The 22,789-nt window shown below is 48.6% G+C and carries 23 protein-coding genes and 2 tRNA genes; 12 read left to right on the top strand and 13 right to left on the bottom strand.

What is annotated here, in order from left to right; all coding sequences use genetic code 11:
• Positions 1 to 12 precede the first annotated feature (12 nt).
• The 3 genes from ACR0QV_RS02700 to ACR0QV_RS02710 are packed head-to-tail and all read left to right on the top strand — an operon-like array spanning position 13 to position 2,503.
• A complete protein-coding gene (locus ACR0QV_RS02700) occupies positions 13 to 1,242 on the top strand; it encodes a M20 family metallo-hydrolase (protein WP_432634440.1) in 1,230 nt (409 codons plus the stop codon).
• 8 nt (positions 1,243 to 1,250) lie between these two features.
• A complete protein-coding gene (locus ACR0QV_RS02705; protein ID WP_432634441.1) occupies positions 1,251 to 1,667 on the top strand; it encodes a type II secretion system protein in 417 nt (138 codons plus the stop codon).
• A gap of 53 nt (positions 1,668 to 1,720) precedes the next feature.
• Positions 1,721 to 2,503: a prepilin peptidase gene (locus ACR0QV_RS02710; protein WP_432634442.1), complete on the top strand. Its 783-nt coding sequence runs from the start codon at positions 1,721 to 1,723 to the stop codon at positions 2,501 to 2,503.
• Between the two features lie 2 nt (positions 2,504 to 2,505).
• Here the strand turns inward: ACR0QV_RS02710 and ACR0QV_RS02715 are convergent, their stop codons facing one another.
• The gene (locus tag ACR0QV_RS02715; protein WP_432634443.1) at positions 2,506 to 2,658 is read right to left on the bottom strand and encodes a hypothetical protein; all 153 of its coding nucleotides are present in this window, start codon (positions 2,656 to 2,658) and stop codon (positions 2,506 to 2,508) included.
• Between the two features lie 516 nt (positions 2,659 to 3,174).
• Between ACR0QV_RS02715 and ACR0QV_RS02720 the strand changes: the two genes are divergently transcribed.
• The gene (locus ACR0QV_RS02720; protein WP_432634444.1) at positions 3,175 to 3,969 is read left to right on the top strand and encodes a type IV pilin protein; all 795 of its coding nucleotides are present in this window, start codon (positions 3,175 to 3,177) and stop codon (positions 3,967 to 3,969) included.
• A gap of 47 nt (positions 3,970 to 4,016) precedes the next feature.
• Here the strand turns inward: ACR0QV_RS02720 and rdgB are convergent, their stop codons facing one another.
• The 5 genes from rdgB to ACR0QV_RS02745 form a co-directional block, all read right to left on the bottom strand.
• Complete coding sequence (gene rdgB / locus ACR0QV_RS02725) at positions 4,017 to 4,631, bottom strand: RdgB/HAM1 family non-canonical purine NTP pyrophosphatase (protein ID WP_432634445.1); 615 nt, start codon at positions 4,629 to 4,631, stop codon at positions 4,017 to 4,019.
• Positions 4,632 to 4,648: 17 nt separating this feature from the next.
• On the bottom strand, positions 4,649 to 6,049 hold the full coding sequence (gene pepT / locus ACR0QV_RS02730) for a tripeptide aminopeptidase PepT (RefSeq protein WP_432634446.1): 1,401 nt from the start codon (positions 6,047 to 6,049) through the stop codon (positions 4,649 to 4,651).
• Between the two features lie 140 nt (positions 6,050 to 6,189).
• Positions 6,190 to 7,554, bottom strand: a complete 1,365-nt coding sequence (gene pepT, locus ACR0QV_RS02735) for a peptidase T (RefSeq protein ID WP_432634447.1) — start codon at positions 7,552 to 7,554, stop codon at positions 6,190 to 6,192.
• A complete protein-coding gene (locus tag ACR0QV_RS02740; protein WP_432634448.1) occupies positions 7,554 to 10,265 on the bottom strand; it encodes a valine--tRNA ligase in 2,712 nt (903 codons plus the stop codon). Before ACR0QV_RS02740 ends, pepT (ACR0QV_RS02735) begins: the two co-directional genes overlap by 1 nt.
• Positions 10,266 to 10,392: 127 nt before the next feature.
• Positions 10,393 to 12,048, bottom strand: a complete 1,656-nt coding sequence (locus ACR0QV_RS02745) for a phosphoethanolamine transferase (RefSeq protein ID WP_432634449.1) — start codon at positions 12,046 to 12,048, stop codon at positions 10,393 to 10,395.
• Positions 12,049 to 12,155: 107 nt separating this feature from the next.
• Here ACR0QV_RS02745 and ACR0QV_RS02750 point away from each other — a divergent pair, with 107 nt between their 5' ends.
• Complete coding sequence (locus tag ACR0QV_RS02750; RefSeq protein WP_432634450.1) at positions 12,156 to 12,422, top strand: hypothetical protein; 267 nt, start codon at positions 12,156 to 12,158, stop codon at positions 12,420 to 12,422.
• A gap of 76 nt (positions 12,423 to 12,498) precedes the next feature.
• Positions 12,499 to 12,585 (top strand) — tRNA-Ser (locus ACR0QV_RS02755).
• A gap of 105 nt (positions 12,586 to 12,690) precedes the next feature.
• Here the strand turns inward: ACR0QV_RS02755 and ACR0QV_RS02760 are convergent.
• Positions 12,691 to 13,290, bottom strand: a complete 600-nt coding sequence (locus ACR0QV_RS02760) for an outer membrane beta-barrel protein (protein WP_432634451.1) — start codon at positions 13,288 to 13,290, stop codon at positions 12,691 to 12,693.
• A gap of 254 nt (positions 13,291 to 13,544) precedes the next feature.
• Here ACR0QV_RS02760 and ACR0QV_RS02765 point away from each other — a divergent pair.
• Positions 13,545 to 13,628 (top strand) — tRNA-Leu (locus ACR0QV_RS02765).
• A gap of 38 nt (positions 13,629 to 13,666) precedes the next feature.
• Here ACR0QV_RS02765 and ACR0QV_RS02770 read toward each other — a convergent pair.
• Together ACR0QV_RS02770 and ACR0QV_RS02775 are read right to left on the bottom strand one after the other, a co-directional pair.
• Positions 13,667 to 13,858: a hypothetical protein gene (locus ACR0QV_RS02770; RefSeq protein WP_432634452.1), complete on the bottom strand. Its 192-nt coding sequence runs from the start codon at positions 13,856 to 13,858 to the stop codon at positions 13,667 to 13,669.
• 105 nt (positions 13,859 to 13,963) lie between these two features.
• Positions 13,964 to 14,722 carry a hypothetical protein gene (locus ACR0QV_RS02775; protein WP_432634453.1) on the bottom strand — a complete coding sequence of 253 codons (759 nt, stop codon included), beginning with the start codon at positions 14,720 to 14,722 and terminating at the stop codon, positions 13,964 to 13,966.
• 64 nt (positions 14,723 to 14,786) lie between these two features.
• On the opposite strand from ACR0QV_RS02775, the gene ACR0QV_RS02780 reads away from it, so the two are divergent.
• The 3 genes from ACR0QV_RS02780 to ACR0QV_RS02790 all read left to right on the top strand — a co-directional run bounded on the left by ACR0QV_RS02780 (position 14,787) and on the right by ACR0QV_RS02790 (position 17,890).
• Positions 14,787 to 15,992, top strand: coding sequence for an aminopeptidase (locus ACR0QV_RS02780; protein ID WP_432634454.1), 1,206 nt, complete (start codon positions 14,787 to 14,789; stop codon positions 15,990 to 15,992).
• Positions 15,993 to 16,094: 102 nt separating this feature from the next.
• Positions 16,095 to 16,877, top strand: coding sequence for a hypothetical protein (locus ACR0QV_RS02785; protein ID WP_432634455.1), 783 nt, complete (start codon positions 16,095 to 16,097; stop codon positions 16,875 to 16,877).
• Between the two features lie 149 nt (positions 16,878 to 17,026).
• Positions 17,027 to 17,890, top strand: coding sequence for a hypothetical protein (locus ACR0QV_RS02790; protein WP_432634456.1), 864 nt, complete (start codon positions 17,027 to 17,029; stop codon positions 17,888 to 17,890).
• Positions 17,891 to 18,043: 153 nt separating this feature from the next.
• Here the strand turns inward: ACR0QV_RS02790 and ACR0QV_RS02795 are convergent, their stop codons facing one another.
• From ACR0QV_RS02795 to ACR0QV_RS02805, 3 genes are all read right to left on the bottom strand, one after another.
• Positions 18,044 to 18,667 carry an anaerobic ribonucleoside-triphosphate reductase activating protein gene (locus ACR0QV_RS02795; protein ID WP_428053040.1) on the bottom strand — a complete coding sequence of 208 codons (624 nt, stop codon included), beginning with the start codon at positions 18,665 to 18,667 and terminating at the stop codon, positions 18,044 to 18,046.
• Positions 18,668 to 18,697: 30 nt separating this feature from the next.
• Positions 18,698 to 18,904, bottom strand: a complete 207-nt coding sequence (gene nrdD, locus ACR0QV_RS02800; RefSeq protein ID WP_177748700.1) for an anaerobic ribonucleoside-triphosphate reductase — start codon at positions 18,902 to 18,904, stop codon at positions 18,698 to 18,700.
• Between the two features lie 156 nt (positions 18,905 to 19,060).
• The gene (locus ACR0QV_RS02805; protein ID WP_428059693.1) at positions 19,061 to 21,121 is read right to left on the bottom strand and encodes a ribonucleoside triphosphate reductase; all 2,061 of its coding nucleotides are present in this window, start codon (positions 21,119 to 21,121) and stop codon (positions 19,061 to 19,063) included.
• A 363-nt stretch (positions 21,122 to 21,484) separates the two neighbouring features.
• On the opposite strand from ACR0QV_RS02805, the gene ACR0QV_RS02810 reads away from it, so the two are divergent.
• Positions 21,485 to 21,742 (top strand): hypothetical protein, encoded by a 258-nt coding sequence (locus ACR0QV_RS02810; RefSeq protein ID WP_432634457.1) that lies wholly within the window; start codon positions 21,485 to 21,487, stop codon positions 21,740 to 21,742.
• Positions 21,743 to 21,797: 55 nt separating this feature from the next.
• Here the strand turns inward: ACR0QV_RS02810 and ACR0QV_RS02815 are convergent, their stop codons facing one another.
• Complete coding sequence (locus tag ACR0QV_RS02815; protein ID WP_432634458.1) at positions 21,798 to 22,271, bottom strand: TspO/MBR family protein; 474 nt, start codon at positions 22,269 to 22,271, stop codon at positions 21,798 to 21,800.
• 124 nt (positions 22,272 to 22,395) lie between these two features.
• Here ACR0QV_RS02815 and ACR0QV_RS02820 point away from each other — a divergent pair, with 124 nt between their 5' ends.
• Positions 22,396 to 22,779 (top strand): acetyl-CoA carboxylase biotin carboxyl carrier protein, encoded by a 384-nt coding sequence (locus ACR0QV_RS02820; protein ID WP_432634459.1) that lies wholly within the window; start codon positions 22,396 to 22,398, stop codon positions 22,777 to 22,779.
• Positions 22,780 to 22,789: the final 10 nt, after the last annotated feature.

The raw sequence follows: 22,789 nt of genomic DNA on the forward strand, positions 1-22,789 counted from the left end.
CCGGAGGAAAAAATGGAAAAAGAATTATTCAAAAAAATTGATTCTTACAAACAAACTGTCATTGATTTGCAAACGCATATGATTGCCTGCCCGGCGGTATCTCCGCACGCGGGCGGCCCCGGCGAAAATGCCAAAGCCGAGTATCTGTTTTCCGTTTTGAAAGAAATGAACTTTGACGAACTCTATTATATTAACGTCAAAGACCCCAAAGCCAAAGACGGCGTGCGCCCCAACATTGTAGCCAAATATTACGGCGAAAACAAAAAGAAAACCTTGTGGGTAATGGCGCATATGGACATTGTTCCGCCCGGCGATTTGAACCTGTGGAAGACCGACCCGTACAAAGCCGTGGTAAAGGGTGATAAAATTTACGGACGCGGCTCCGAAGATAACCAGCAGGGGCTTGTGTCTGCGCTGCTCACGGTAAAAGCGATGATGGAAAGCAATGTCCGCCCGCCGTGCACCTATGCCTTGCTCCTCAATGCGGACGAGGAAATCGGCAGCGAATTTGGTATCCGCGCTATTTTAAAGAAATACGGCAAAACCTTTGGCAAGGACGATGCGTTCTTGGTGCCGGACGGTGGCAACCCGGAAGGTACGATGGTGGAAATTGCCGAAAAGAATATGCTGTGGGTAAAATTTACCGTACAGGGCAAACAGACCCACGCTTCTACGCCGCACTCGGGCAATAACGCCGTGCGCGCTTCCGCGCACTTGGTGGTAAAACTGGGCGATTTGTATAAGATTTTCAACAAAAAGGACAAGGTGTTTGCGCCCGAAAGCACCAGCACCTTTGAGCCGACCAAACGCTTGGCTAACGTGCCCAACGTAAACACGATTCCGGGTACGGACGTGTTCTACTTGGATTGCCGCGTATTGCCCTGCTACAAAAACGCCGACGTATTGGCCGAAATTGCCAAAATGGTGAAAGCCATTGAAAAGCAATTTAAAGTAACGGTAAAGGTAGAAACGGAAATTAACGAATCTTCCTTGCCGACGGACAAAAACGCCTCTATCGTCAAATTGACCCAAGCGGCGGCCAAGGCGGTTTATAAAAATTCCCCGCGCGCTATGGGCGTAGGCGGCGGAACGGTGGGCTCGTACTTGCGCAACGCGGGCTACCCGGTGGTGGTATTTTCCAAACTGGACGATATGGCCCACCAGCCCAATGAATATTCCAGCATTAAAAACACGCTGGGCGATGCCAAAGTGTTTACCTTGGTAGCGTTGAATTTTAAATAGGGGCGCGTATGAAGAAAGGTTTTACGGTAACGGAAATCTTGATTACGGTGGTGGTGTTTGCCCTGTTGTTGGGGTTCACGGTGCCGAAGTTTTTCACACTCGTGCATAAAGCCCAAGAGGGTAGCACCAAGCACAAATTGGTCAAAGTGCGCAGCGCCATTGCCGCCTATTACGGCGAGCACCAAGGCACGTATCCGACGGACAATTTGGCCAGCCTGGTGCCGGCGTATATTGAGCGTATTCCGCAGGCCACCGTGCCGGGCTATCCGCCCTCTTCGCACGTTTCCACCGGGAACTTTGAAGAGTGCTTTACCAAAACAGGCGGTTGGGCCTACGTCAGCGACCCGGCCGACCCGCGCTACGGCGATTTCTTTGTAAATACCGACAAAGAAGACAGTTACGGTAAACCTTGGAATATGCATTAAGTTTTGTCCTCCGCCTGTAACAGGGCGGGGGATTTTTTTGTATAAGGAGTATTATGGAAACCTTGATTTTAGTTTTTGCCGCCATTTTCGGCTTGATTTTCGGCAGTTTTTTAAATGTGTGTATTTACCGCATCCCGCGGGATAAATCTATTGCGTGGCCGCCCTCTGCGTGCCCCAAATGCAACGCGCATATTAAATGGTACGACAATATCCCCGTGTTTAGTTTTTTGTGGTTGCGCGGCAAGTGCCGTAATTGCAAACAGCCGATTTCGGTGCAATATCCGCTGGTGGAACTTTTAACGGGCGTGCTGACGTTTTTATTTGTGTGGCGATACGGTCTAACCCCGTGGACGTTTGTGTGCGTGGCAGCGGTGTATGCCCTGATTATTTTGTCCGTCATTGATTTGGAACTGATGATTATCCCGGACCGCTTTTCCTTGGGTCTTATTGGCCTTGGATTGGCGTTTGCGTGGCTTAATCCCAATTTTGAGGGTGTCTGGTGGCAGAAGGAACTTTTGTCGCTCCTGGGGGCAGGCGTGGGCCTTTTTGGGGTCCTTGCGATTGCGCTTATCGGCACGTGGTGGTTCAAAAAAGAAGCAATGGGCGGCGGAGACGTAAAATTAATGGGCGGCATTGGCGCGCTGATTGGTTGGGAAGGGGTCATTACAACGCTTATTTTTGCCTCTTTCCTGGGTCTGATTTACGCTATCTTCCTAATGATTTTTAAGGGCAAAAAGGGTGCGGATGCAATTCCCTTTGGGCCGTTTTTAAGTATGGGCGCGCTGATTAACCTGTTTTATTTGGTGTTGCCCTCAATGCTGGTAATAGAGTTATAATTTTAGGATTTGGTAAGGTAAAGCCGGAGCGCATTTTTTTGCGTTCCGGCTTTTTCTATTTTATGGGCCGGAAACTCGCAAGGTGCGGCCTGCAAGGTGCCGTCATCCCGGAAGGTTTTTATCCGGGATCTGTCGTTATTCAAATAAGAGGTCATCCTGAATTTATTTCAGGATCTACATCTTGGGTCGTTAGTCGTTGTCGTCATCCTGGAAAGTCGTAGTCCAGGATCTGTCGTTACTCAAAAAGAGGAAAACAACAGATACTGGACAGAAACCTTCCAGTATGACCTTTATTTCTATAAACATCCAACAGCACAATCGGTAGATCCTGAAATAAATTCAGGATGACTTTTATTTTATAACCGCCTTTGTTTTATTTATTGTTGCCGTTTCGTTGCTTGCGACATTGCAAAAAGAGTGTGGCTTCATTAGTCAAACGAGCGCGGAAAATCTGCCGCCCGCAGGGTGTCGTCATCCCGGAAGGTTTTTATCCGGGATCTCGTTGTTCGTGTTGTTGCCTTTTGCCTGTTTATTATAAAGGGGTTGTTTCGTTTTTTTTTTTTGTTAAAATTTTGATAAATTGTGGTATGTGTACCCGGATGTATCCGCCGTATAAAAACGCGTATAAAAGGCCGTTTTGCTCAAATATAAAGGCCTTAAAAGGAGAAAAAATGAAAGGATTTACTTCTATTAGCCGTGCGGCCACTTGTGCTAGTGGCGTCATTCCCGAGTGTGTGCCGGCGCGGAGCGTTCCAGAATCTGTTGTTGCGAAACGACGAGATTCCGTAACCCTGCGGGCCGCCAAACCTTACGGAAGGACGTCTGTTTGGGGTGTCCGCACGGTAAATACCTCTATTTTGTCATCCCCGAAGGTTTTTGTCGGGGATCTGTTTTTATCAAAAAAGAATAACGACAGATCCCGTATAAGGACACTACGGGATGACGGCTTAACAGCACACAGCCATATGGCCACAACCGCAGGTTTTACCCTTATTGAACTGTTAGTAGTCGTCCTCATTATCGGTATTTTGGCGGCGGTGGCAATGCCGCAGTACGAAAAAGCCGTCAAAAAGGCACGCCTAACCAAGGTAATTCCGCTTGTCAAAACATTGGCCAATGCGGAAGAGGTGTTTTATATGTCTAACGGATATTACACGGGCAACGTGAGCGAACTGGACGTAGATATGCCCGCAGGCGGTACCTTTGCTGGACAAAACACGGACGACGGCTATTTGCGCTTTCCGGACGGAACGGTGGTAGATTTATTATCCGGTACAGGGCATCAAGGAATATCCAATCCAGGAAATCTTATGGTCGTGGCTTATTTTCAAGACGGGCTCCGTTATATCCAATATTTGGAACACTCTTCCCGCCCCAATATGCGGGTTTGCCAAGGCAACGAAGCCGTTTGCAAAAGTATGGGCGGCACGCAGATTGCAGGTAGTTCCCAATACCAACTCCCTTAACCATAAAAAACCCCGCGAATTTCGCGGGGTTCCTTATAAAATTCAACTTATTTTTGCGGTTTTAACAGTACCAACCGTTCGGCTAATTTTTCAAACGCCCGGGCCCGGTGGCTGATTTTATTCTTTTCGCCTTCGGTCAGTTCCGCAAGCGTCTTTTTGGTTTCGCCCACTAAAAACAGCGGGTCATAGCCAAAGCCGTTTTCGCCACGGTAGCCAAAACCGATGTAGCCGTCTAACGAGCCCTCAAAGGTTTGCACGCACCCTTGCGGGGTGGCCAGGCAGGCCACGGTACGGAAACTGGCTCCGCGCTGGGGCAGTAACTGCCCTTCCAAGGCGGATAACAACTTGCGGTTGTTATCGTCTGCGTCGGCGTGTTCGCCCGCATAACGGGCGGTATATACGCCGGGGGCTCCGTTTAAAAATTTTACTTCCAGCCCCGTATCGTCCGAAATGGCGGGTAACCCCGTTTGGCGGGAAGCATAGACGGCTTTTATTTCCGCGTTGTCTTCCAGCGTAAGCCCCGTTTCGGGCGGGAGCGTTAAGCCTTTAAAATCCGCCAAACTGACGTATTCTATCGGCGTGCCGTTTTTGGTTTTTACGGGCAAGATGTCTATTAACTCTTTAAACTTGTGCGGGTTGCCCGTAGCAATTAAAATCTTCATTAACTTGTTGCGCCTTCTTATTTCATCATTACGACTTCGTCGGTCATATTCAGCGCGACCAAGTACGCCTTGTACATATCTTCTTCGCTGAGCCACTCGGTGAAGGCGTGGGGGTTGTTCTGCCCCGTAAATACGGTGTAGGCCCCTTTGCCCAGTTTAAGCATTAACATAGAGGCCGTCGTGCCGGCGCGTTCTTCTTTAAAGTTCGGCGTTACGCCCGCGTTTTTGAGCGCGCTGGCAACCACTTGGTGCGCTTGCGGGTGGATGTTTTCGGCTACGTTGCCGTATTGCTTGGCAATCGCGCGTTCAATTTTCACGCCGTATTTGGCGCTGATGTTTTTGGCTACGCTGTCGGCGTAGTTCTTCCAGTCGTCAATGTTCTGCTGGCGGAAATCGCGCAGGCGGAAATCCAATTCGGCCACATTTACTTTGCCGTCGCCCATATCCATATGGTGCAGTTCCACATAGCCCTGCTGGCCGCGGCTGTTGTTGGGCAGCCACTCGTCCTTGGCGCAGGCCGCACCCAGTTCGCAGGCGGGCTTCCAGGCGTTTCTGTAACCGTTTTCAGCGGCCATAGATTGGTGCCCGTTTACACCGAACACGCGGTAAATCACTTTTTCGGCGTTAAAGTTGCTTACCACTACTTCGCCGTTTACACCGCCGTCAAAGTCAAAGGCGAGGTCCGGGTTGTAGGGGGTTTCTTCAATGTAATCAGCCGAGCGGCCCACGTCTTCGTTGGGCGTAATGACGATTTGGATTTTACCGTGTTTTTTAGCCGGGTTTTCGGCCAAGGTTTGAATTAAAGTTACAATGACGGACACGCCGGCCTTGTCGTCGGCGGATAACATTGTGGTCCCGTCGGAGGTAACAATGGTTTTGCCAATCATTTGTTTCAAATACGGGTCGGATTCCAAGGTCATCGTGTGGCCGTTTTTCAGTTGGATCGGTTTGCCGTCGTATTTAGCGATTTTTTGCGCTTTAATGTTCTTGCCGATAATATCGGGCGTGGAATCGTAGTGGCAACTAAAACCCAAGGTAGGGGTCTTCCAATTTACATTGGACGGAATTTCCACATAAATATAATAATGTTCGGATAAGGTGGTCTTAAAGCCGAATTTTTGGATTTCGGCATATAGTTTTTTAGCGGTTTCAATTTGTTCCGGCGTCATATCGGCGGCGTCGCTGCTTTGGCTGTCGTAGGTGGTGTACTTCATAAAGCGGTCCAGCATCGTGCTGCGGTATTTAGCGGCCAAAGAGGCATTTTTCTGCCCCAAATTCTTACGGACGGAATCTTTTACATAGGTGCGTTCACGCGGAGTGTTATTAGCGGGCCAGGCGGCAGCGGCATAGGCTTGGCTGGCAAAAGAAGCGCCGAAAACAAATACGGACAAAACGGCGAACAACTGTTTGATTTGCATAAAATCTCCTTTGATTAATATTACTATTATTTTATGAATCTGCCCCCTTTGCCGCAAGGGCCAAAAGACCTAAATAAAACTTGGGTCCTAAATGTAGGGGGAAATAAAAACCCCCGCGCAGGGCGGGGGAGTGAAAGATTTTATTTTTCTGTTTGCGGAACGGGTTGCAGGTTCCACAGGGTAATTAGCCTTATCACCGTGCGCAGGGAGGCTTCCATTACGTCCACATCCGCATATTCGCGCTCGCTGTGCAGGTTGTACTGCCCGGCGAAGATATCCGGCGTGGGCAGGCCCATAAACGAAAGTGTAGAGCCGTCCGTACCGCCGCGCGCCGCCATACGGTTGGGCGTAATGTCCTCTTGGCGCATTGCCATTTCGGCCAAATTTACCACTTGGGCGGGCAGGACCGTCTTCATATTCTTATACTGGTCTTCGAATGTCAGTTCAAAGCCCGTACCTTTATAGTTCATTGCTTTAACGGTGTTAAAGGCGCGGGTAACCTCGTTTACAAAACCTTGCATTTCCTCGTCCGTAAACGCCCGGATAATGCCCTTTACGGTACTTTCGTCGCCATTAGTAACAATGGAGTCCACCAAAATAAACCCGCGGCGGCCGGCCGTGTTTTCCGGGCGGCTTTGGCGCGGCAGGAGCGTATGGAAATCAGACGCCATTAACAGGTTATCTGCAAAGGCGGAGTTCATTGCTTCGCCGGGGTGGACGGCGCGCAAGCCCTTAAATACGGCGGTAAAGGCCTTGGCGTTAAAGGTTTCGTCCGTCAGTTGCCCTAAATCACTGCCGTCTAAGGTATAGGCGTAATCCGCGCCAAACGCGGCTACGTCCATTTTTTCGGCGCCTGTGCCCACTTCTTCATCCGGCGTAAAGGCTACTTTAATAAGCCCGTGTTCCAGTTCCGGGTGGTCATAGAGGTATTGTACCATTGTCATTATTACGGCTACACCCGTTTTGTCGTCCGCACCCAATAACGTGCCGCCGGAAGCGGTAATAATATCGTGTCCGCGCGCGCGGGCGAGTTGGGCCGAGTTGGCGGGATTAATGACCAATTTTTTCTCAGCGTTGATGACGATGTCGCCCCCTTGGTAGTTTTTATGCACTTGGGGTTTAACGTCTTTGCCGGAGGCTTCCAACGCCGTATCCATATGCGCGAGGAAGGCCACTACGGGAGAAGCGTTCGCCGCCGTAGCCGGAATTTCCCCGGTAACAATGGCGTGCGCGTCTATCTTGACGTTTTTAGTGCCGTATTTTTTAAGTTCCTTGGCCAGCGCCTTAGCCATTTTTAACTGGCCGGGCGTGCTGGGGACCTTATCCGTTTGGTCGTTGGATTGGGTGTCAAACGTAACGTATTTGGTAAAGCGTTCCGTCAGTTGTTTTTTGGCTTCGGCTTTACTATATTTGGTTACGGTTTTCCACTCCAAATCCTGCGCTTGCGCCGCAAGGGGCAAGCACAGGGTGGCCACGCAAGCGGCCGCGGTGTAAAGTTTGTTCATTAGGCCAAATCCTCCAACGAAGCCGTAACCTGCGCCAAGGTAAGGCGGGCGGCGGCCAGTTCGTTTTTGGTCTTTTCTACCTGCTCTTTGGGAGCGTTTTTAATGAAACTTTCCTGAGAAAGTCTGGCTTCGCGCGAAGCGATATTCGCTTTGGCAATAGCAAGGTCCTTTTCCAGGCGTTTCTTTTCTTTCTCAAAGTCAATTAAGCCCGTAAGCGGTACATAAATGGCGATGTTGTCCGCCACCGCAGTAGCCGTTTGCTTGGGTTTAGGCAAATTGACGCCGATATCCAATTTTTCAATTTTCGCCATTAATTTAATGTAGCCTTCGTAGGCCTTTACAACCGCTAAATCGGCCTCGTCCTTGGCAGACAAAACGGCCGCAATTTTGAGGCCCGGCGGCACATTGAACTGCGCGCGGATGGTGCGGATTTCGCGCGTAACGTTTTGCACAGCCTGCATTTTGGCTACGGCTTCGGTATTTACCCAAGAGGGGTTAAATTCCGGATAAGATTGGTTGAGCAAGAACTCTTCCGTCTCGCCGACGTACGGGCGCAGAGAGGCGGCAATTTCTTCCGTGATGTACGGGATTAACGGGTGCAGGGCCTTTAAGGTGCCGTACAAAATGTGTACGCAAAGCGCCATAACCTGTTCTTTTTCCGCCGTTTGGAAGCGTTGCTTGGCCAGTTCTACATACCAGTCGCAGAAATCGCCCCACAAAAAGTGGTAGAGCGTATTGGCCGTCAGCGCGAGGTTGTATTTTTCAATACCTTCGCGCGCGGTTTTGATAGCGTTGGTATAGCGGTCTAAAATCCATTGGTCGGCCAGTTCCGTAACGTGCGCCGGCATTTTGAGCGGGCCCGTTAAGCCTTCCATATTCATCAAGATAAAGCGGGAAGCGTTGTAAAGCTTGTTGCAGAAGTTGCGAGCACCCGTAATGCTTTCCTCGGAATACGGAATATCCTTGCTGGGCACGGCCTGCATTAAGAGCGAGAAGCGCACCGCATCGGTACCGTATTTGGCGGTCATATCCAGGGGGTCAATTACGTTGCCCAAAGATTTGGACATCTTCTTGCCGCGTTTATCGCGGATAATCCCGTTCAAATACACGTCTTTAAAGGGGAGTTTGCCCGTGAAATCCAGCCCCGTCATTACCATACGGGCTACCCATAGGTACAAAATTTCATACCCGGTTACCATTACGCTAGTGGGATAAAAGTGTTCCATTTCGGGCGTTTTTTCCGGCCAGCCAAAGACGGACATCGGCCACAGCGCGGAGGAGAACCAAGTGTCTAACACGTCGGGGTCCTGCACCAAATCGTGCCCGCCACAAATGGGGCATTTTTCGGGCTTTTTAAAGGATACAATCGGCTTTGCACCGTCTTCAAACGATACCTTGGTTAATTGTTCGTGGCCTTGTTGGTCGGTGGCAAAGGTAAGGCCTTTTTCGCTGCAATGGCGGCAGTACCACACCGGGATACGGTGGCCCCACCAAATTTGGCGGGAAATGCACCAATCCTGGATATTTTTAAGCCAGCCCAAGAACGGATTTTTCCAACTGGCCGGGTGGAATTGCAATTCGCCCGATTCCGCGGCTTTGATAGCCGGAGCAGCCAGTTTATCCATTTTGACGAACCATTGTTCGCTCATAAAGGGTTCAATGGGGCTGTGGCAGCGGTAGCAGGTGGAAACGGCGTTGTTGTATTTTTCTTCTTTTACCAAGAGACCTGCTTCGTCCAAATCTTTTACAGTTTCTTTGCGGCAAAGTTCGCGGTCCATCCCCAAATATTTTTCGGGGCAGTTAATCATCTTGCCCTTGTCGTTGATGACCGTCATAATGGGCAGGTTGTGGCGTTGGCCGACCTCGTAGTCGGTAGCGTCGTGCGCCGGGGTGATTTTTAAGGCACCCGTACCAAAGCCGAGTTCTACGGCTTCGTCGGCGATAATCGGAATAGCGCGGTTGGCGAGCGGGATAATTACTTTCTTGCCCACCATATCTTTATAGCGTTCGTCCTTGGGGTTTACGGCAATGGCGGCATCGGCGTAAATGGTTTCCGGGCGGGTAGTGGCAATAACGATACCGTCAGAGCCGTCCTCGCCTTTATAGCGCAAATACCACAATTTGCCCGCGTGCTGTTCGTGTTCTACTTCAATATCGGATAAGGCGGTGGAACAGCGTACGCACCAGTTGATTAAGCGTTTGCCGCGGTAAATGTATTTCTTTTCCCACCATTGGCGGAAGCACTCGTAAACGGCTTGCGCGCGTTTTTCGTCCATAGTAAAGCGGATGTCGGACAAGTCCAACGCCCAGCCCATTTTGCGGAACTGGTTGAAAATGGCATTGCCGCACTCCTTGTACCAATCCCAAACGGTTTGTACAAAGGCTTCGCGGCCTAAGTCGTGGCGGGATTTGTGTTGTTCTTTGGCGAGTTTCTTTTCAATAACGTTCTGCGTGGCAATACCGCCGTGGTCCGTACCCGGTACCCAATAGGCGTCTTCGCCAAACATACGGTGGGCGCGGATTAAAACGTCCTGCAAAGTGTTGGTGGACGCGTGCCCCATATGGAGCGCACCCGTAATGTTGGGCGGCGGGATAACAATAACAAAAGGTTTTTTGGTTTTATCGTTTTTGGCGGCGAACAATTTGGCGTTTTGCCATTTGTCGGCCAATTTCTGTTCTACTTCTTGCGGTTCATACGCTTTGGGTAACATAGTTTCTTCCTCGGTTTTTTGAATTTGCGTGATGTGCCTTCACGCGTAACCTATATATATTTTACCAATTATACCGCCCTACGGCACGGCATAAAAAACCCCGGGAATTGTATCCCCGGGGTGTAAATTATTTTTGCTCTTGCGGAAGCGGTAAGGTGCGGCACGAATCAAAAAGGTCTAGTTTCGGGTCGTACACCTTGCTTTGGGATTCCATTAAGGATAAAAGCGAGTGGGAAATATTATCGTGCGAGAATTTCCCTTCCGCGGCCTTCTTTTTAAGGCAAGCATAATCAATATGGTCGGATTTTTTCATTACATCGCTCATCCATATTACCATCGGCACGCGGGTTTGCGTTTCGGGCGCAATCGCATACGGCAGACCGTGCAGATACACACCGTTTTCGCCCAGGGATTCCCCATGGTCGGATACATACATCATCCCCGATTCCCATTTGGGGTGTTTCTTTAACATATCAATCACGCTGGCGGAAATATAGTCCGCGTACAAAATGGTATTGTCATAGGTGTTGACGATTTGCTCGCGCGTACAAGTTTGGATTTCCTCCGTATCGCAGGTGGGCGTGAATTTTTTGAACTCCTGGGGATAACGGCGGAAATAGGTCGGGCCGTGGCTACCAATGGTGTGCAGAACGATAAACAAATGGTCGTCCTTGGAGTTTTTTAAATAATCGCGCAGTTCCTCCAACATAATTTCATCGTGGCAGTAGAGTCCGTCGCAATATTTTTTATTTTTCACATCCATTTCTTTGTTAGGAACGCGTGCGCAAACGCCTTTACAGCCGTTGTCATTTTCCAGCCAAAGCACCTTGTAGCCCGTTTGCTGTAATAAATCCAACAGGTTTTCGGTATAGCGGGCATCGGTGGGGTTAAAGCCGTCACGCGTGGCGAACGAGAAAATCGCCGGTACGGAAACCGCCGTGGCCGTGCCTGCGGACGTAACGTGCGGGAAATTGACGATATCCTCTTTGGCCAGTTGCGGGTTGGTTTCCCGTTCGTAACCGTTTAACGAGAAGTTTTGCGCGCGGGCCGTTTCGCCCAGAACGAGCACGAAAACCGTTTTCTTTTCGCCGTGGTACGGCACGTGTTTGGCGTTTTCGTCCAGTTTGGTAAACGGGCGGCGGTGCTGGGCTTCTATCTGAAAATAGCGCACGATGGCGTAAATATAGTTGTGCGGAATAACCAAGCGGCGCACTTGGCGGTTGTTGCGCCCGAAGGAGGCATACTCCTTATACACAAACGGCGTTAATACCAAGAGGCACAAAAGCAAAATGCCCACGCGGGCCAAGCGCCCGGTTAATTCTTTGAAGAAAGGTTTAAAGATAATTTTTACGCGGCACAAAATAAGCGCAGGCAAAATACCCAATAAAACCAGCCACGAAACGGAACGCAGGGTGATTAAATCCTTTACTTCGCCGGGGTTGGTTTCAAATGTGTTGCGAATCATATCGGCATCAATAAACACGCCGAACTGGTAGGTTAAATAATTGACGGCCGCCGATACAATAAGAAGCAGTACCATAAGTGGCTTGCCTACATACGGCAATAACAATACGCAAAAGGCCGCATAAATAACGGTAAAAATCAGCACCGGTAAGGACAGAAAAAATACGCCGTCCGCAAAGCCGGAAATACTGACGTGTGTGAAAACGAAACGCCAAAAACTGATGTTCATTAACACCAAGAAATAGGCGGACAATATAGCCACCAAGCGGGTGGCGGGGACTTCGGGTCTGCGAGCAAGCAGGGATAGTAGTTTTTTCATTTTAATATTCCTGTTTTTAGTATATGTATATTTTACCAATTTGGCAAATTGCTTGCCTAGGCCTAGGCAGGCTGTGCAAATGGCCCCGATTATGCCATAATATAAGTATGGAAAACAAAAACTTGGTCCGCACGGAAGAAATAATAGAGCCCGAAATTTTGGACGAAAACGGCAACCCCATTGGGGGGGAGCATACGCCCAAGGATTCCGCACGCCCAAAAGGCGACAACGGGGGAATCTTCGGCGGAATTTTGGTGCTGGCCTTTGGGTTTATTATGACGCTCCTCGTGGTGGCGTTCAGCATTTTTATATTGGTGCCGCTAATGCTTATCGGGCGGGTGTTGGGCTTCCAAGTGCGCACATTTAAACGCTGATTTTAACGAAAACTTTTCCACCTGCACATTTTTTTGCTATAATAAACAGGTAGTCATTAGACCGCACACCGATTTTGGAGAGGTGGCCGAGCGGTTTAAGGCACAGTCCTGGAAAGACTGCATACGGGAAACCGTATCGAGAGTTCGAATCTCTCCCTCTCCGTTTGAATTTAAAAAGCACCCGAAAGGGTGCTTTTTTTACAAAGAAAGAGTCAATACCAACTGAGCAGAAATTTAAAACCCCGCCAAATGCGGGGTTTTTTAAGGCTTAAAAGTGAAGACCGGCTCGCACGGCGAAAGAGGCGTCCCACGGGGATTTTAACTGAAAGAAATGGCCGACTTCGTTCTTGAAAAAGTAAGATAAGCGCCCTTCCAACCCCAAGAAAAAACCGCAGCAAATATCTACCTCGGTTCCCAGCCCGGCCGTTAAATAGGGAGAGGTGGCTTTGTCCTCCACCGACCGCAAATAAGAGATTTTCCGCTCCATTGCGCCTGCTTCCAGCAATGCATACGAACGCGGGGTGGTGTCGGGCGATAAATTAAATTTTCCTACAACGCCCAAACGGCGGGTTTTGTACGAGGAAATAAGCGGTTGGTTGTCTTGCTCCTTGCTAAAATAAACCGTCGGGCCGAGTGAAAACCAAGAGTTAAGCGAATATAACAAACGTAAATCCGCAACACTTTTATCGTGGAGAACCGTATCGCCGGACGGGTCTTGCAAGGAAGCGGAGGTTAAGCCCGAGCCAACGGAAATTTCAAAACGGGGGAAATTGACGGGTTCCTGGGAAGCGCCTTGTCCGACGCGGTATATTTGTGCGTACGACGAAACATATGATAAAAGCAAAGCGAGAAGCAAAAAATGTTTCATAATAAATATATTTTAACAACTTCATATGCTCGATGAAAATACTCCAAAGCGGCTAGTACGGAGAACAGGATAAGACTTATTACTTATAAATGTGCCCCAAAAGCAAAAAAGTTTATTTTTGTTGCGTGTGGTGCGGCAAAAATGATAGAAATAGAGAGGGTAATTTTGCCTTAATTTTAAAGGAATTTTGGAAAACCAAAAAGAAATATTTTCTTTTTGAAATAAATTTGCTAGAATAAATATACAAGATTTATGCCGGGGTGCTGGAATTGGTATACAGGATAGTCTCAAAAACTATTGCCCGCACGGGCTTAAGGGTTCAAGTCCCTTCCCCGGTAAAAAATTTAAAAGCCACCGTTTAGGTGGCATTTTCATTTTATACGGGGAAGCGCACCAACTGCTTGGTGCGCGTAGGGACTTGAAGGCCGGAGCGATGTTTGAGTTTGCGCACATAAAGCACTGCGGTGCGCAAGGCGAAAACCGCGCGGCCCGGCCCGGAGGCTTTTCCCGTCAGGGAAAAGACCGCAGGGAAGTTTCCTTCCCCGGTAAAAAATTTAAAAGCCACCATTTAGGTGGTTTTTTAATTTTATACGGGTAAGCGCACCAATTGCTTGGTGCGCGTAGGACTTCACTTTTAAGCCTTAAAAAACCCCGCGTTTAGCGGGGTTAATTTTTAAAAGAGTAACGGGGCTATCAAAAAGGATATCATCAGCCCCAGCGAATAACTGGTTACGTTTGTGGTTAAACTTAACATAAACGCATCGTGCAGGGATATTTTTTTGCGGTTCATCAGCCGGATGATAAGCGCTTCCGCCAGCAGGCAGAAAATCCACAAAAGGGCCGTTTCCTTTACGTACCGCACAAGCACAATCCACGAGGCCGCCGTCGTAAACAGGTTGGCTAAGGCCACGCTGTACAAAATGGTAAAACTTTTTTTGGTGTAGTTTAAAAAGGCCGCCGCCGCAAACAGTTCCAATATCAAAATAACGGCGAGCGAGGTCCACGCATCCCGGCGGGCCCAAGGGCCGACATTTTCCGCCGTGCCCGCAGGGGTAACGTCCAGCGAATCCGCGTCCACTTTTACGTTAAAATGCGCCCGCAAGGTATCAGGTGAGGCAAACACTTGGCTTTCTCGCTTGGTGCCGTCCGCAAACGCAATAATCAATTTTTGAAAGGGCTCATAGTCGTACGCAATGGAAAAGCAACTGCTTTCCGTACAGCGCAATTTTTGTAAGCCGTAGGAGCCCAACGGTTTGGCAGAAATACATTGGTTGTCCTCGCATTGGAGTTGCTCGCTGTGCAAGGGGTCAATGGCCGGTTTGTTTTCCGTTTCGTACACGAACGAAAATTCCATTTCCGGCTTGGGGGATACATCCGCCCAGGCGGGGCAGATACAAAAAAAGGCAAAAATAATAAGTAATAATTTTTTCATTTTTTTCACACGGAATATTATATTTTGTATTATAACATTAATATAAGATAGGGGGGAACACAAAATGTTTTTTACTAAGAAGCAAAACGAAAAATACGCCGATGTAATGATTTGGGCAATGGAATCCGCCCGCAAAAACGGAAAATTTAAACCGTATGATACCGTTCTGTTGCGTAGCGACTTTTCCGCGCGTCCGCTGGCGGAACAAATTTATTCCAAATTGTTGGAAAAACGCTATCAAGTGGTATTGCGCTGGAACGCACCGGAAAATTTTTCCAAAACTTTTTACACAGTAGCCGACGATAAACAACTGGCCTTTTTGGCCCCCGGCGAAAAAGAATTCCAGGGCGGCATTAACGGCCTGATTTCCCTGCGCGCGCCAGAAGATTTAACGCATTTAAAAAATGTGGACCCGGCGCGCATTGCCAAAAGTGCGGTGGCGCATAAACCCTTGCGCGAAATTTTGGACGTTCGCGAGCAAAAGGGCCTCTTTGCGTGGACGTTGTGCAATTATCCGACGGAGGAACTCGCCAAGCGGGCGGGGCTTTCCGGCAAGGAATACGCCGCGCAAATCGCCCGCGCCTGCTTTTTAAACGAAAAGGACCCCGTCAAAAAATGGCAGGAGGTAACCCAAGCCGTTACCGAAATCGGCGAGTGGCTTTCCGACTTGCCTATTCACACGCTGCACATTGAATCCAAATCAATGGATTTTGAGGTCCTTTTGGGCGAAAAACGCCGCTTTGTGGCGGGCGGAGGGTGCAATATCCCGTCGTTTGAAATTTTTACGTCGCCCGACTGGCGCGGCACTCGCGGCGTCTATTTTGCCGATTTGTCGTCGTACCGTAGCGGCAATTATGTCAAGGGTGTGCGTTTGGAATTTAAAGACGGGCGCGCCGTCAAGGCGGATGCCGAGCAGGGCGCGGCTTTTGTACGCAAAATGTTGGCAATGGATAAGGGCGCGGCGCAGATTGGCGAGTTCTCGCTGACCGACAGACGCTTCTCCAAAATTACCAAATTTATGGCCGATATCTTATATGATGAAAACTTTGGCGGCAAGTATGGCAACTGCCACGTTGCCGTCGGGGCCAGTTACGCCGACACCTACACGGGTGCGCAGGACAAACTGACCAAAGCCGTAAAGGAAAAACTGGGCTTTAACGATTCCTCCCTGCATTGGGATTTAATCAACACCGAGGACAAAAAGGTTACAGCCCGCTTAAAGGACGGCTCCTTGGTTACGGTGTACGAAAAGGGCCAATTTAAATACTAGGACCTTTTGACCCCTGGGCCTAGGTCCAAAGACCCTGGTATAAAAGGTTGTATTATTTTAAACTAATAGTAAGGAAGTTACTTAAAAAAAGGAGAGAACTATATGAAAAAATTTTTAACAGTAGCATTAGCGTTGTTGCTGACGACGGGGGCCTTTGCCCAAAAGAGAATTGAAAAAAATAACGTCTTGGACGCCAAATTGGCCAAGGCTATTACGGCGGCCACGCAAAATAAAGCAGGCTTTGAAAGCGCCGTAAACGTGATTAAGGCTTATGAGAATTTTGCTAAATCCGTCCAAGCCAAACAGTACCACGATTTTGGCTATATCTTTCAGGCAATGGACGAAGTCCGTGTAACCTTTATGGCGGTGCAGGAAAAATCGCCCGAAGCCGCGTCCCAAGTTGCCAAATACATCAACCGCCCGGTGGCGATTGCCAACGGTTCCTATTTCTTAACGCTTGAAAATTACTTGCGTATGGAAACGGTGAACCTGACCCAAGGCGAACAAGTGAAATTTGACGCGTTCCATACGGCTTTGGAAAATGCGCTGAACTATGCGGATGTTATTACGGTAAACCAAGCGTTGCCGAAAGAGTATGCCGAATCGGTGGTGGCGTTCCGCAAATTCGTAAGCGGCACCAAGGAACTCAAACCGAACTGGATTTTGCAGAGTATGATGAACCCGATGGACGAATTTAACGCCCAGTTGCAAAAGAACCCGCAGTTGGGCCCGGCGATGGCGAAGGAATTTGTAAAGCCGATTAAAGCCGCTTGGGGTACGGTGGAACCCGTGGACTTTATCAACGAGTACGCCATTACCTTGCAAGGCCCGGTACAGGACGAATTGTTTGACTTCCGCGACAATCTGAACCGCTTGGCCCGCTAATAAAAGCCTTTTCATAGAAACCGCCCGGAGCAATTGTTCCGGGCGGTTTTTTTATGGGCCTGGTCTAAAATTTTTCAGGGTCAAAAGGCCCTTGTGGTGCTCCTGTTAAATTTTTTAAACTACTAGTAGATAAAGGAGAACAATCTTCTATGAAAAAAATTCTAGTTTTGTTAATGGCTCTGTTGGTTAGCACAAGTGTTTTTGCGCAAAAAAAGGGAAAGCGGGTTACTGCTTCCCATTTGCGTGCCCGGTTGGACTGGTTGCAGGAGCAAGCGCTTGAACAGCGTTTGATTCAAGATGATAAAGTTCAAATGCAAGAAAAGTTGAACGAAGAACTGGAAGAAGAGTTGGAAGAAACCATAGAAATTGACGAAAACGCCTTGGGCACGATGGAGAGTTTTGTGGCTTTTACCAATGAAATTAAAACAAAAACCTCCCAAGATGTTGCGGCCATTTTTCAGGCGTTGGAACCGGTGGAGGCAAACTTTATGGCGTTGGCCGCTGAAAACCCCGATGAAGCCGCGCATTTGGCTACCGTTTTAAATCATCCGATTGTGTTGGCTGACGGCAAAAACTTGCTCCTAGCCAATTATCTGCGGGCAGAAATGGCTAAATTGCCCGCCGAGCAACAAATGAGACTGAAAGATTTTCGGGAAACTTTTTTAAAGTCCTTGGAAGAAGCCGTCTTGGTTACCGTGGATAATACGCTCCCGGAGGATTATAGCGAGGCGGTAATTGCGTTTCGCAAGTCCGTGGCCCACGCTCCCCGGGAAAATGCGTCCTTTATTTTACAAGGGATGATGAACCCAATGGACGAGTTTTATAGCCAGTTAAAGAAATACCCCCAGTTGGGGCCCACAATGGCAAAGGAATTTGTAAAGCCCATTAAAACCTCTTGGGGTATTGTTAAACCACTGGATTTTATTAATGGGCACGCCGTAGAATTGCTTAGCCAGCCGATGCAGGATAAATTGTTTTCTTTTGCCCGGGATTTAAGACGGCTTTCCCGTTAAACAAGCCTTTTATAAAAAACCGCCCCAATGTGTTTGGGGGCGGTTTTTTGTTGTTTTAATGGGTGCAAAAGGCCTGCTTTTTGGGGGGATATTCCCCGGTGGCCCATAAAAAAACGCGCCAGCAAGCGCGTTTTTTGCAAAATAAAACCAATTTTACAACTCGGTATGCATTACCTTTAAGGCGGCCTTTTCTTTGGCTACGGGCAGGCACTCTTGCACGCGGTAGTGTTTGCCGTCGGTCAGTTGCGTGATAGCCGCAATGTCCGCATCGGTCAGCACTTCCTTGTCATAAGTGGTGCGGAACTCGTATCCAAGTCCGCTTTCTACAATTAATTTCATAGATTCGCGCAGCACCGCCGGGTTAAAATCCACTCCCGTGATGAGTGAATATTTTTCCAGCGGGGCTTTTAAATCCATTGCGATAAAATCCAGCAATTTATCGTGAATTAATTGTTTAAGCACATCCGGGCGGGTGCCGTTTGTATCCAACTTGGTGGCATAGCCCATCCCTTTTAATTTGGCCAGGAACTGCGGTAAATCTTCGTGCAGGGTAGGTTCCCCGCCGGATACTACAATTCCTTCCAAGGTGCCTTGGCGGCGCTTTAAAAAGGCGTCTATTTCTTCTTCGGCAACGGGCTCGGCGAACATATGCGGATAGACCAGTTCCGGGTTGTGGCAGTAGCGGCAGCGAAAGTTACACCCTTGCGTAAAAATCACCGCGGCCGGCCGTCCGGGAAAGTCAATTAACGTAAATTTTAATAATCCGCCTATCTTCATACCCAGTCCGTTGCGCTAAAAGCGAAAAACTTATTTGTCGCAACCGCAAGAGCAGCCGACGTGCATCGTTTTTCTCATCGCAAATTCTTCTTTTTTGCCTTTATTCCAGTTTTGTACGGGGCGCAGATAGCCTACGACTCTGGAATAAACTTCGCATTTAGAACCGTGAACGTCGTTCAATTCTTTTTTAAGTTCCGAGATTTTGTTTTCAACTACTTGTCTTTCCTGTGCAGTCATTTGTATGTCTCCTAACGAATAATAACCTATGTTGACGGGAACGGGCCCGTGAAAACCCGTTACTTTATTATGGCACTTTATGGTGCCGGCCGCAACCGCTTTTTTGGGTTATCTTTGACGGGCAAAGTAACCCAAAAAAGGTAATATTTTACAGAACTATTTGCTGTATAACTGTTCTTCCAACAGTTTAATTTTGTGTTCCAGTTCCTGCATCCTCTCGGCCTTGCATTTGGGGCATTCAAAGTGTTCGCCTTCAATGTAGCCGCACTTGGGGCAGACGCTGAACGTGGGGGTGATAGAAAAGTACGGGAGAGTGTACTTTTCGCAGACGGTTTTGATGAATTTCTTCATCGCTTCCAAGTCTTTAATCTTTTCACCCGTAAAGATATGCTGTACCGTACCGCCGGTGTATTTGGATTGGATCGTGCTTTGCAAGTCCAACATTTCAAACACGTCGTCGGTATAGTTGACGGGCAACTGCGAAGAGTTGGTGTAGAAAGGCTGGTGCCCTTGCTTGTACAATTCTTCGTTGGCACAGATAATTTCGGGATAGTGCTCTTTATCCAGTTTAGCCAAGCGGTAGGACGTACCTTCCGCCGGGGTGGCTTCCAAGTTGTAGTTGTTGCCGGTTTCTTCCTGGAATTTTACGAGCGTCTCGCGCATATAGGTCAGCACGTCTTCGGCAAATTTTTTGCCTTTTTCGGTGCCGATATCTTCGCCCAACAGGTTGACGGAGGCTTCGTTCAAGCCCACGAGCCCGATGGTGGAAAAGTGGTTCTTCCAAAATTCGCCAAAGCGCTGGCGCACCGAGCGCAGGTAGAAACTCATATACGGATAGAGGTTCCCCTTAGTAAAGCGTTCAATGACCTTGCGTTTGATTTCCAAACTGTTTTTGGCTACTTCCATACGGTCCTTTAAGAGGGCAAAGAAGTCCTTTTCGTCCTTGGCCAAGTAGCCCAGTCTGGGCAGGTTGATGGTTACTACGCCGATAGAGCCCGTCAACGGAGCGGAACCGAACAGCCCGCCGCCGCGTTTGCGCAGTTCGCGGTTGTCAATGCGTAAGCGGCAGCACATAGAACGCGCATCTTCGGGGTTCATATCGGAATTAATAAAGTTGGCAAAGTACGGGATACCGTATTTGGCCGTCATTTCCCACAAGGGGGTAAGTTTGGGGTTGTCCCAATCAAAATCTTTGGTGATGTTATACGTCGGAATCGGGAACGTAAACACGCGGCCCTTGGCGTCGCCCGCGAGCATTACTTCGCAGAACGCGCGGTTTAACATATCCATTTCCGCCTGGAATTCGCCGTAGGTTTTGTCCTGCAATTTCCCGCCGATGATGACCGGCTGGTCCTTATAGTAGGACGGAACCGTCAAATCCAACGTTAAGTTGGTAAACGGCGTTTGGAAGCCCACGCGGGTAGGCACGTTTACGTTGAACAAAAACTCCTGCAAGGCTTGTTTTACATCGTTGTAGGAAAGTTTATCGTAATAGATGAACGGCGCGAGCAAGGTATCAAAGTTGCTGAACGCCTGCGCGCCGGCGCTTTCGCCCTGCAAGGTGTAAAAGAAGTTGACCACTTGGCCCAAGGCGGTGCGCAAGTGCTTGGCGGGTTTGCTTTCGGCTTTGCCGACCACGCCCGTAAAACCGCTTAAAAGCAGGTCCTGCAAGTCCCAACCGACGCAGTACGCGCCCAACAGGCCCAAATCGTGCAGGTGGAAATCGCCTTCGCTGTGCATACGGCGGACATTTTCGGGATAAATTTTGTTGAGCCAATAGACCTTGCTGATTTCGGAGGAAATATAGTTATTTAACCCCTGCAAGGAGTAGCCCATATTGCTGTTTTCGTTTACCTGCCAGTCAATTTTTTGCAAATACTGGTCCACCAAATCCACGTTAAATTTGGAGGAAATTTCACGCATACGGGCGTGCTGGTCGCGGTACAAAATGTAGGCCTTGGCCGTTTTGTGATAGTTAGAGGTCAAAAGCACATCTTCCACGATGTCCTGCACGTTTTCCACGTTAGGTACGGTGTCGGAATAAAGTTGCTGGATAATGTTAATGGCGCGAATCGTTAATTTCTTGGCGGTTTCGGCGTCAAATTCGCCGGTCGCTTCGGCGGCCTTGGTAATGGCACGGGTAATCTTTTTAGAGTCAAAATGTTGTGTCGTACCGTCTCTTTTAACGATACGGGTAATAACTTCGGAGTTTTCCATAATAGTTGTAATCCTGGTAGAATAATTCGCCGCTAAGTAAACTAACGACTTTTAAAATTTTGGCAAAAACGGACCAAAAATGCAAATCCCGTCTTAAAACCGATTTTGCCACAAGCCTAAAAATGTGCCCCTCCGACGGGAAAAACGCCCTTTTGCTGTGTCTTTTGTGCGGGGCCGGGCAGGCTTGTTAATAGTAATTATTACTAATAAGCGGGTTGTTTGTCAAAAATAAATCCGATAATTCCTAAAAAATAAGGGAAAACGGTGCGCGTTTTTATGTTGCTTTTTTAACCTCTTTTCCGGGGCTTGACGAACGCCGGGCAAAAAGTTTTAATAAAGAAAAAGCCGTAAAGGGGGAAATATATGGACTTTTACCAATGGTGCGTACTTGTAGCGGTAGTTGCTTTTGTGGTGCTCGTGATTTTTGCGGTGCGGGCGTTCCTGCAAATTACCCGCACGGCCGAAGCCGTGGAGTATTTGGCGGTTTCCGCCGCGGAAAATGTAGATAAAACCAAAAGCGCGTTTGACTTAATTGATAATGTTTCCACGCTGCTGGATTCTACTTTTTACAAGGTAATGAAGGTGGGTATGGATTTGGTGCGCCATTACCGCAACCGCTAATAGGGTTTTCTTTTGCAAAAAGCCCCGGTCTGTGTGCCGGGGTTTTTTATTGTGTCTAATTAAGCAGCCAAAAGCCGAGGTTTAAATAACACGCAAAGAACAGCCACACGGCATAGGGTACCAGCAGTAGGGCGGCCAGTCCATCCTTTTTGCGCGCTTCCGCCCACAGCCAAGAGGTTTCTATCAGCATTACCAGTAGTAGCAACAGGGCAAACTGCATATTGTGCCGCCCGAAGAAGAGCGGCGTCCACCAAATATTAAGCACCAGTTGCAGGATAAATAAAATAGCCGTTTTCTTGCGGCCCTGCAAACCTCTATTAAAAAGAAAAAACGCGCTTATCCCCAACAACAAATAAAGCAGGCTCCATACCGCGCCGAAAACACCATCCGGCGGCACGAGCGGCGGCTTGGTAAGCCCGTGGTACCAAACCAAATTTTGCCGCACGATATACCCACCGGGTAAGGCGGGCAACTGGCAGACGGCCAGCCAAAACAAAAGCGATAAAAAGGTCCTGTAAATGTTTTTCATAATTCCACCGTAGCATTTTGGGCTTCGCGGCCCAAGGCCGAAAAAGGGTTATAAAAGCGTGTTGTTCGGTTTATAAAAATGGTAAAATAAACTAAACGTATTTTATTTATCTATTGAGGACATTATGGACACCAAACTCATTACGGAAATTACCGATTGGCTCAAAACCACCGATTTAGCCGAATTTTGCTACGAAAAAGACGGCGATTGTATTGAAGTAAAAACCCAAGAAGCCCTGCCGGAGCCCGCACATTTTGAGTGCTCGCTTACGGCGGTATCTTCTCCGGCCATCGGCATTTACCACGCGGCTGAAAAAGGCAAAAACTTGGCGCTGAAAGAAGGCCAAGCCGTAAAAGAAGGCGACGCCTTGGGCGTGGTGGAAACCGTTTCCCAAAAGCATAAAGTAACGGCCCCCGTGTCCGGCAAGTTGCGTGTGGTAACCGCCAAAGACGGCGCTCCCGTGGAATTTGGTTTGCCGCTATTTTTTATTGAGCAGGCCGCCAAATAGGAGCGTAACC

It is taken from the genome of Candidatus Avelusimicrobium sp., from assembly GCF_050873505.1.
GTDB lineage: Bacteria > Elusimicrobiota > Elusimicrobia > Elusimicrobiales > Elusimicrobiaceae > Avelusimicrobium.

Coding starts and splice junctions, on each gene's coding strand:
- ACR0QV_RS02790 (WP_432634456.1), top strand. CDS start 17,027: ATGAAAAAAATTCTAGTTTTGTTAATGGCTCTGTTGGTTAGCACAAGT.
- ACR0QV_RS02810 (WP_432634457.1), top strand. CDS start 21,485: ATGGACTTTTACCAATGGTGCGTACTTGTAGCGGTAGTTGCTTTTGTG.
- ACR0QV_RS02775 (WP_432634453.1), bottom strand. CDS start 14,722: ATGAAAAAATTATTACTTATTATTTTTGCCTTTTTTTGTATCTGCCCC.
- ACR0QV_RS02745 (WP_432634449.1), bottom strand. CDS start 12,048: ATGAAAAAACTACTATCCCTGCTTGCTCGCAGACCCGAAGTCCCCGCC.
- ACR0QV_RS02705 (WP_432634441.1), top strand. CDS start 1,251: ATGAAGAAAGGTTTTACGGTAACGGAAATCTTGATTACGGTGGTGGTG.
- ACR0QV_RS02795 (WP_428053040.1), bottom strand. CDS start 18,667: ATGAAGATAGGCGGATTATTAAAATTTACGTTAATTGACTTTCCCGGA.
- pepT (WP_432634447.1), bottom strand. CDS start 7,554: ATGAACAAACTTTACACCGCGGCCGCTTGCGTGGCCACCCTGTGCTTG.
- nrdD (WP_177748700.1), bottom strand. CDS start 18,904: ATGACTGCACAGGAAAGACAAGTAGTTGAAAACAAAATCTCGGAACTT.
- ACR0QV_RS02740 (WP_432634448.1), bottom strand. CDS start 10,265: ATGTTACCCAAAGCGTATGAACCGCAAGAAGTAGAACAGAAATTGGCC.
- ACR0QV_RS02700 (WP_432634440.1), top strand. CDS start 13: ATGGAAAAAGAATTATTCAAAAAAATTGATTCTTACAAACAAACTGTC.
- ACR0QV_RS02780 (WP_432634454.1), top strand. CDS start 14,787: ATGTTTTTTACTAAGAAGCAAAACGAAAAATACGCCGATGTAATGATT.
- pepT (WP_432634446.1), bottom strand. CDS start 6,049: ATGCAAATCAAACAGTTGTTCGCCGTTTTGTCCGTATTTGTTTTCGGC.
- ACR0QV_RS02815 (WP_432634458.1), bottom strand. CDS start 22,271: ATGAAAAACATTTACAGGACCTTTTTATCGCTTTTGTTTTGGCTGGCC.
- ACR0QV_RS02710 (WP_432634442.1), top strand. CDS start 1,721: ATGGAAACCTTGATTTTAGTTTTTGCCGCCATTTTCGGCTTGATTTTC.
- ACR0QV_RS02805 (WP_428059693.1), bottom strand. CDS start 21,121: ATGGAAAACTCCGAAGTTATTACCCGTATCGTTAAAAGAGACGGTACG.
- ACR0QV_RS02820 (WP_432634459.1), top strand. CDS start 22,396: ATGGACACCAAACTCATTACGGAAATTACCGATTGGCTCAAAACCACC.
- ACR0QV_RS02750 (WP_432634450.1), top strand. CDS start 12,156: ATGGAAAACAAAAACTTGGTCCGCACGGAAGAAATAATAGAGCCCGAA.
- ACR0QV_RS02715 (WP_432634443.1), bottom strand. CDS start 2,658: ATGACCTCTTATTTGAATAACGACAGATCCCGGATAAAAACCTTCCGG.
- ACR0QV_RS02760 (WP_432634451.1), bottom strand. CDS start 13,290: ATGAAACATTTTTTGCTTCTCGCTTTGCTTTTATCATATGTTTCGTCG.
- rdgB (WP_432634445.1), bottom strand. CDS start 4,631: ATGAAGATTTTAATTGCTACGGGCAACCCGCACAAGTTTAAAGAGTTA.
- ACR0QV_RS02785 (WP_432634455.1), top strand. CDS start 16,095: ATGAAAAAATTTTTAACAGTAGCATTAGCGTTGTTGCTGACGACGGGG.
- ACR0QV_RS02770 (WP_432634452.1), bottom strand. CDS start 13,858: ATGGTGGCTTTTAAATTTTTTACCGGGGAAGGAAACTTCCCTGCGGTC.
- ACR0QV_RS02720 (WP_432634444.1), top strand. CDS start 3,175: ATGAAAGGATTTACTTCTATTAGCCGTGCGGCCACTTGTGCTAGTGGC.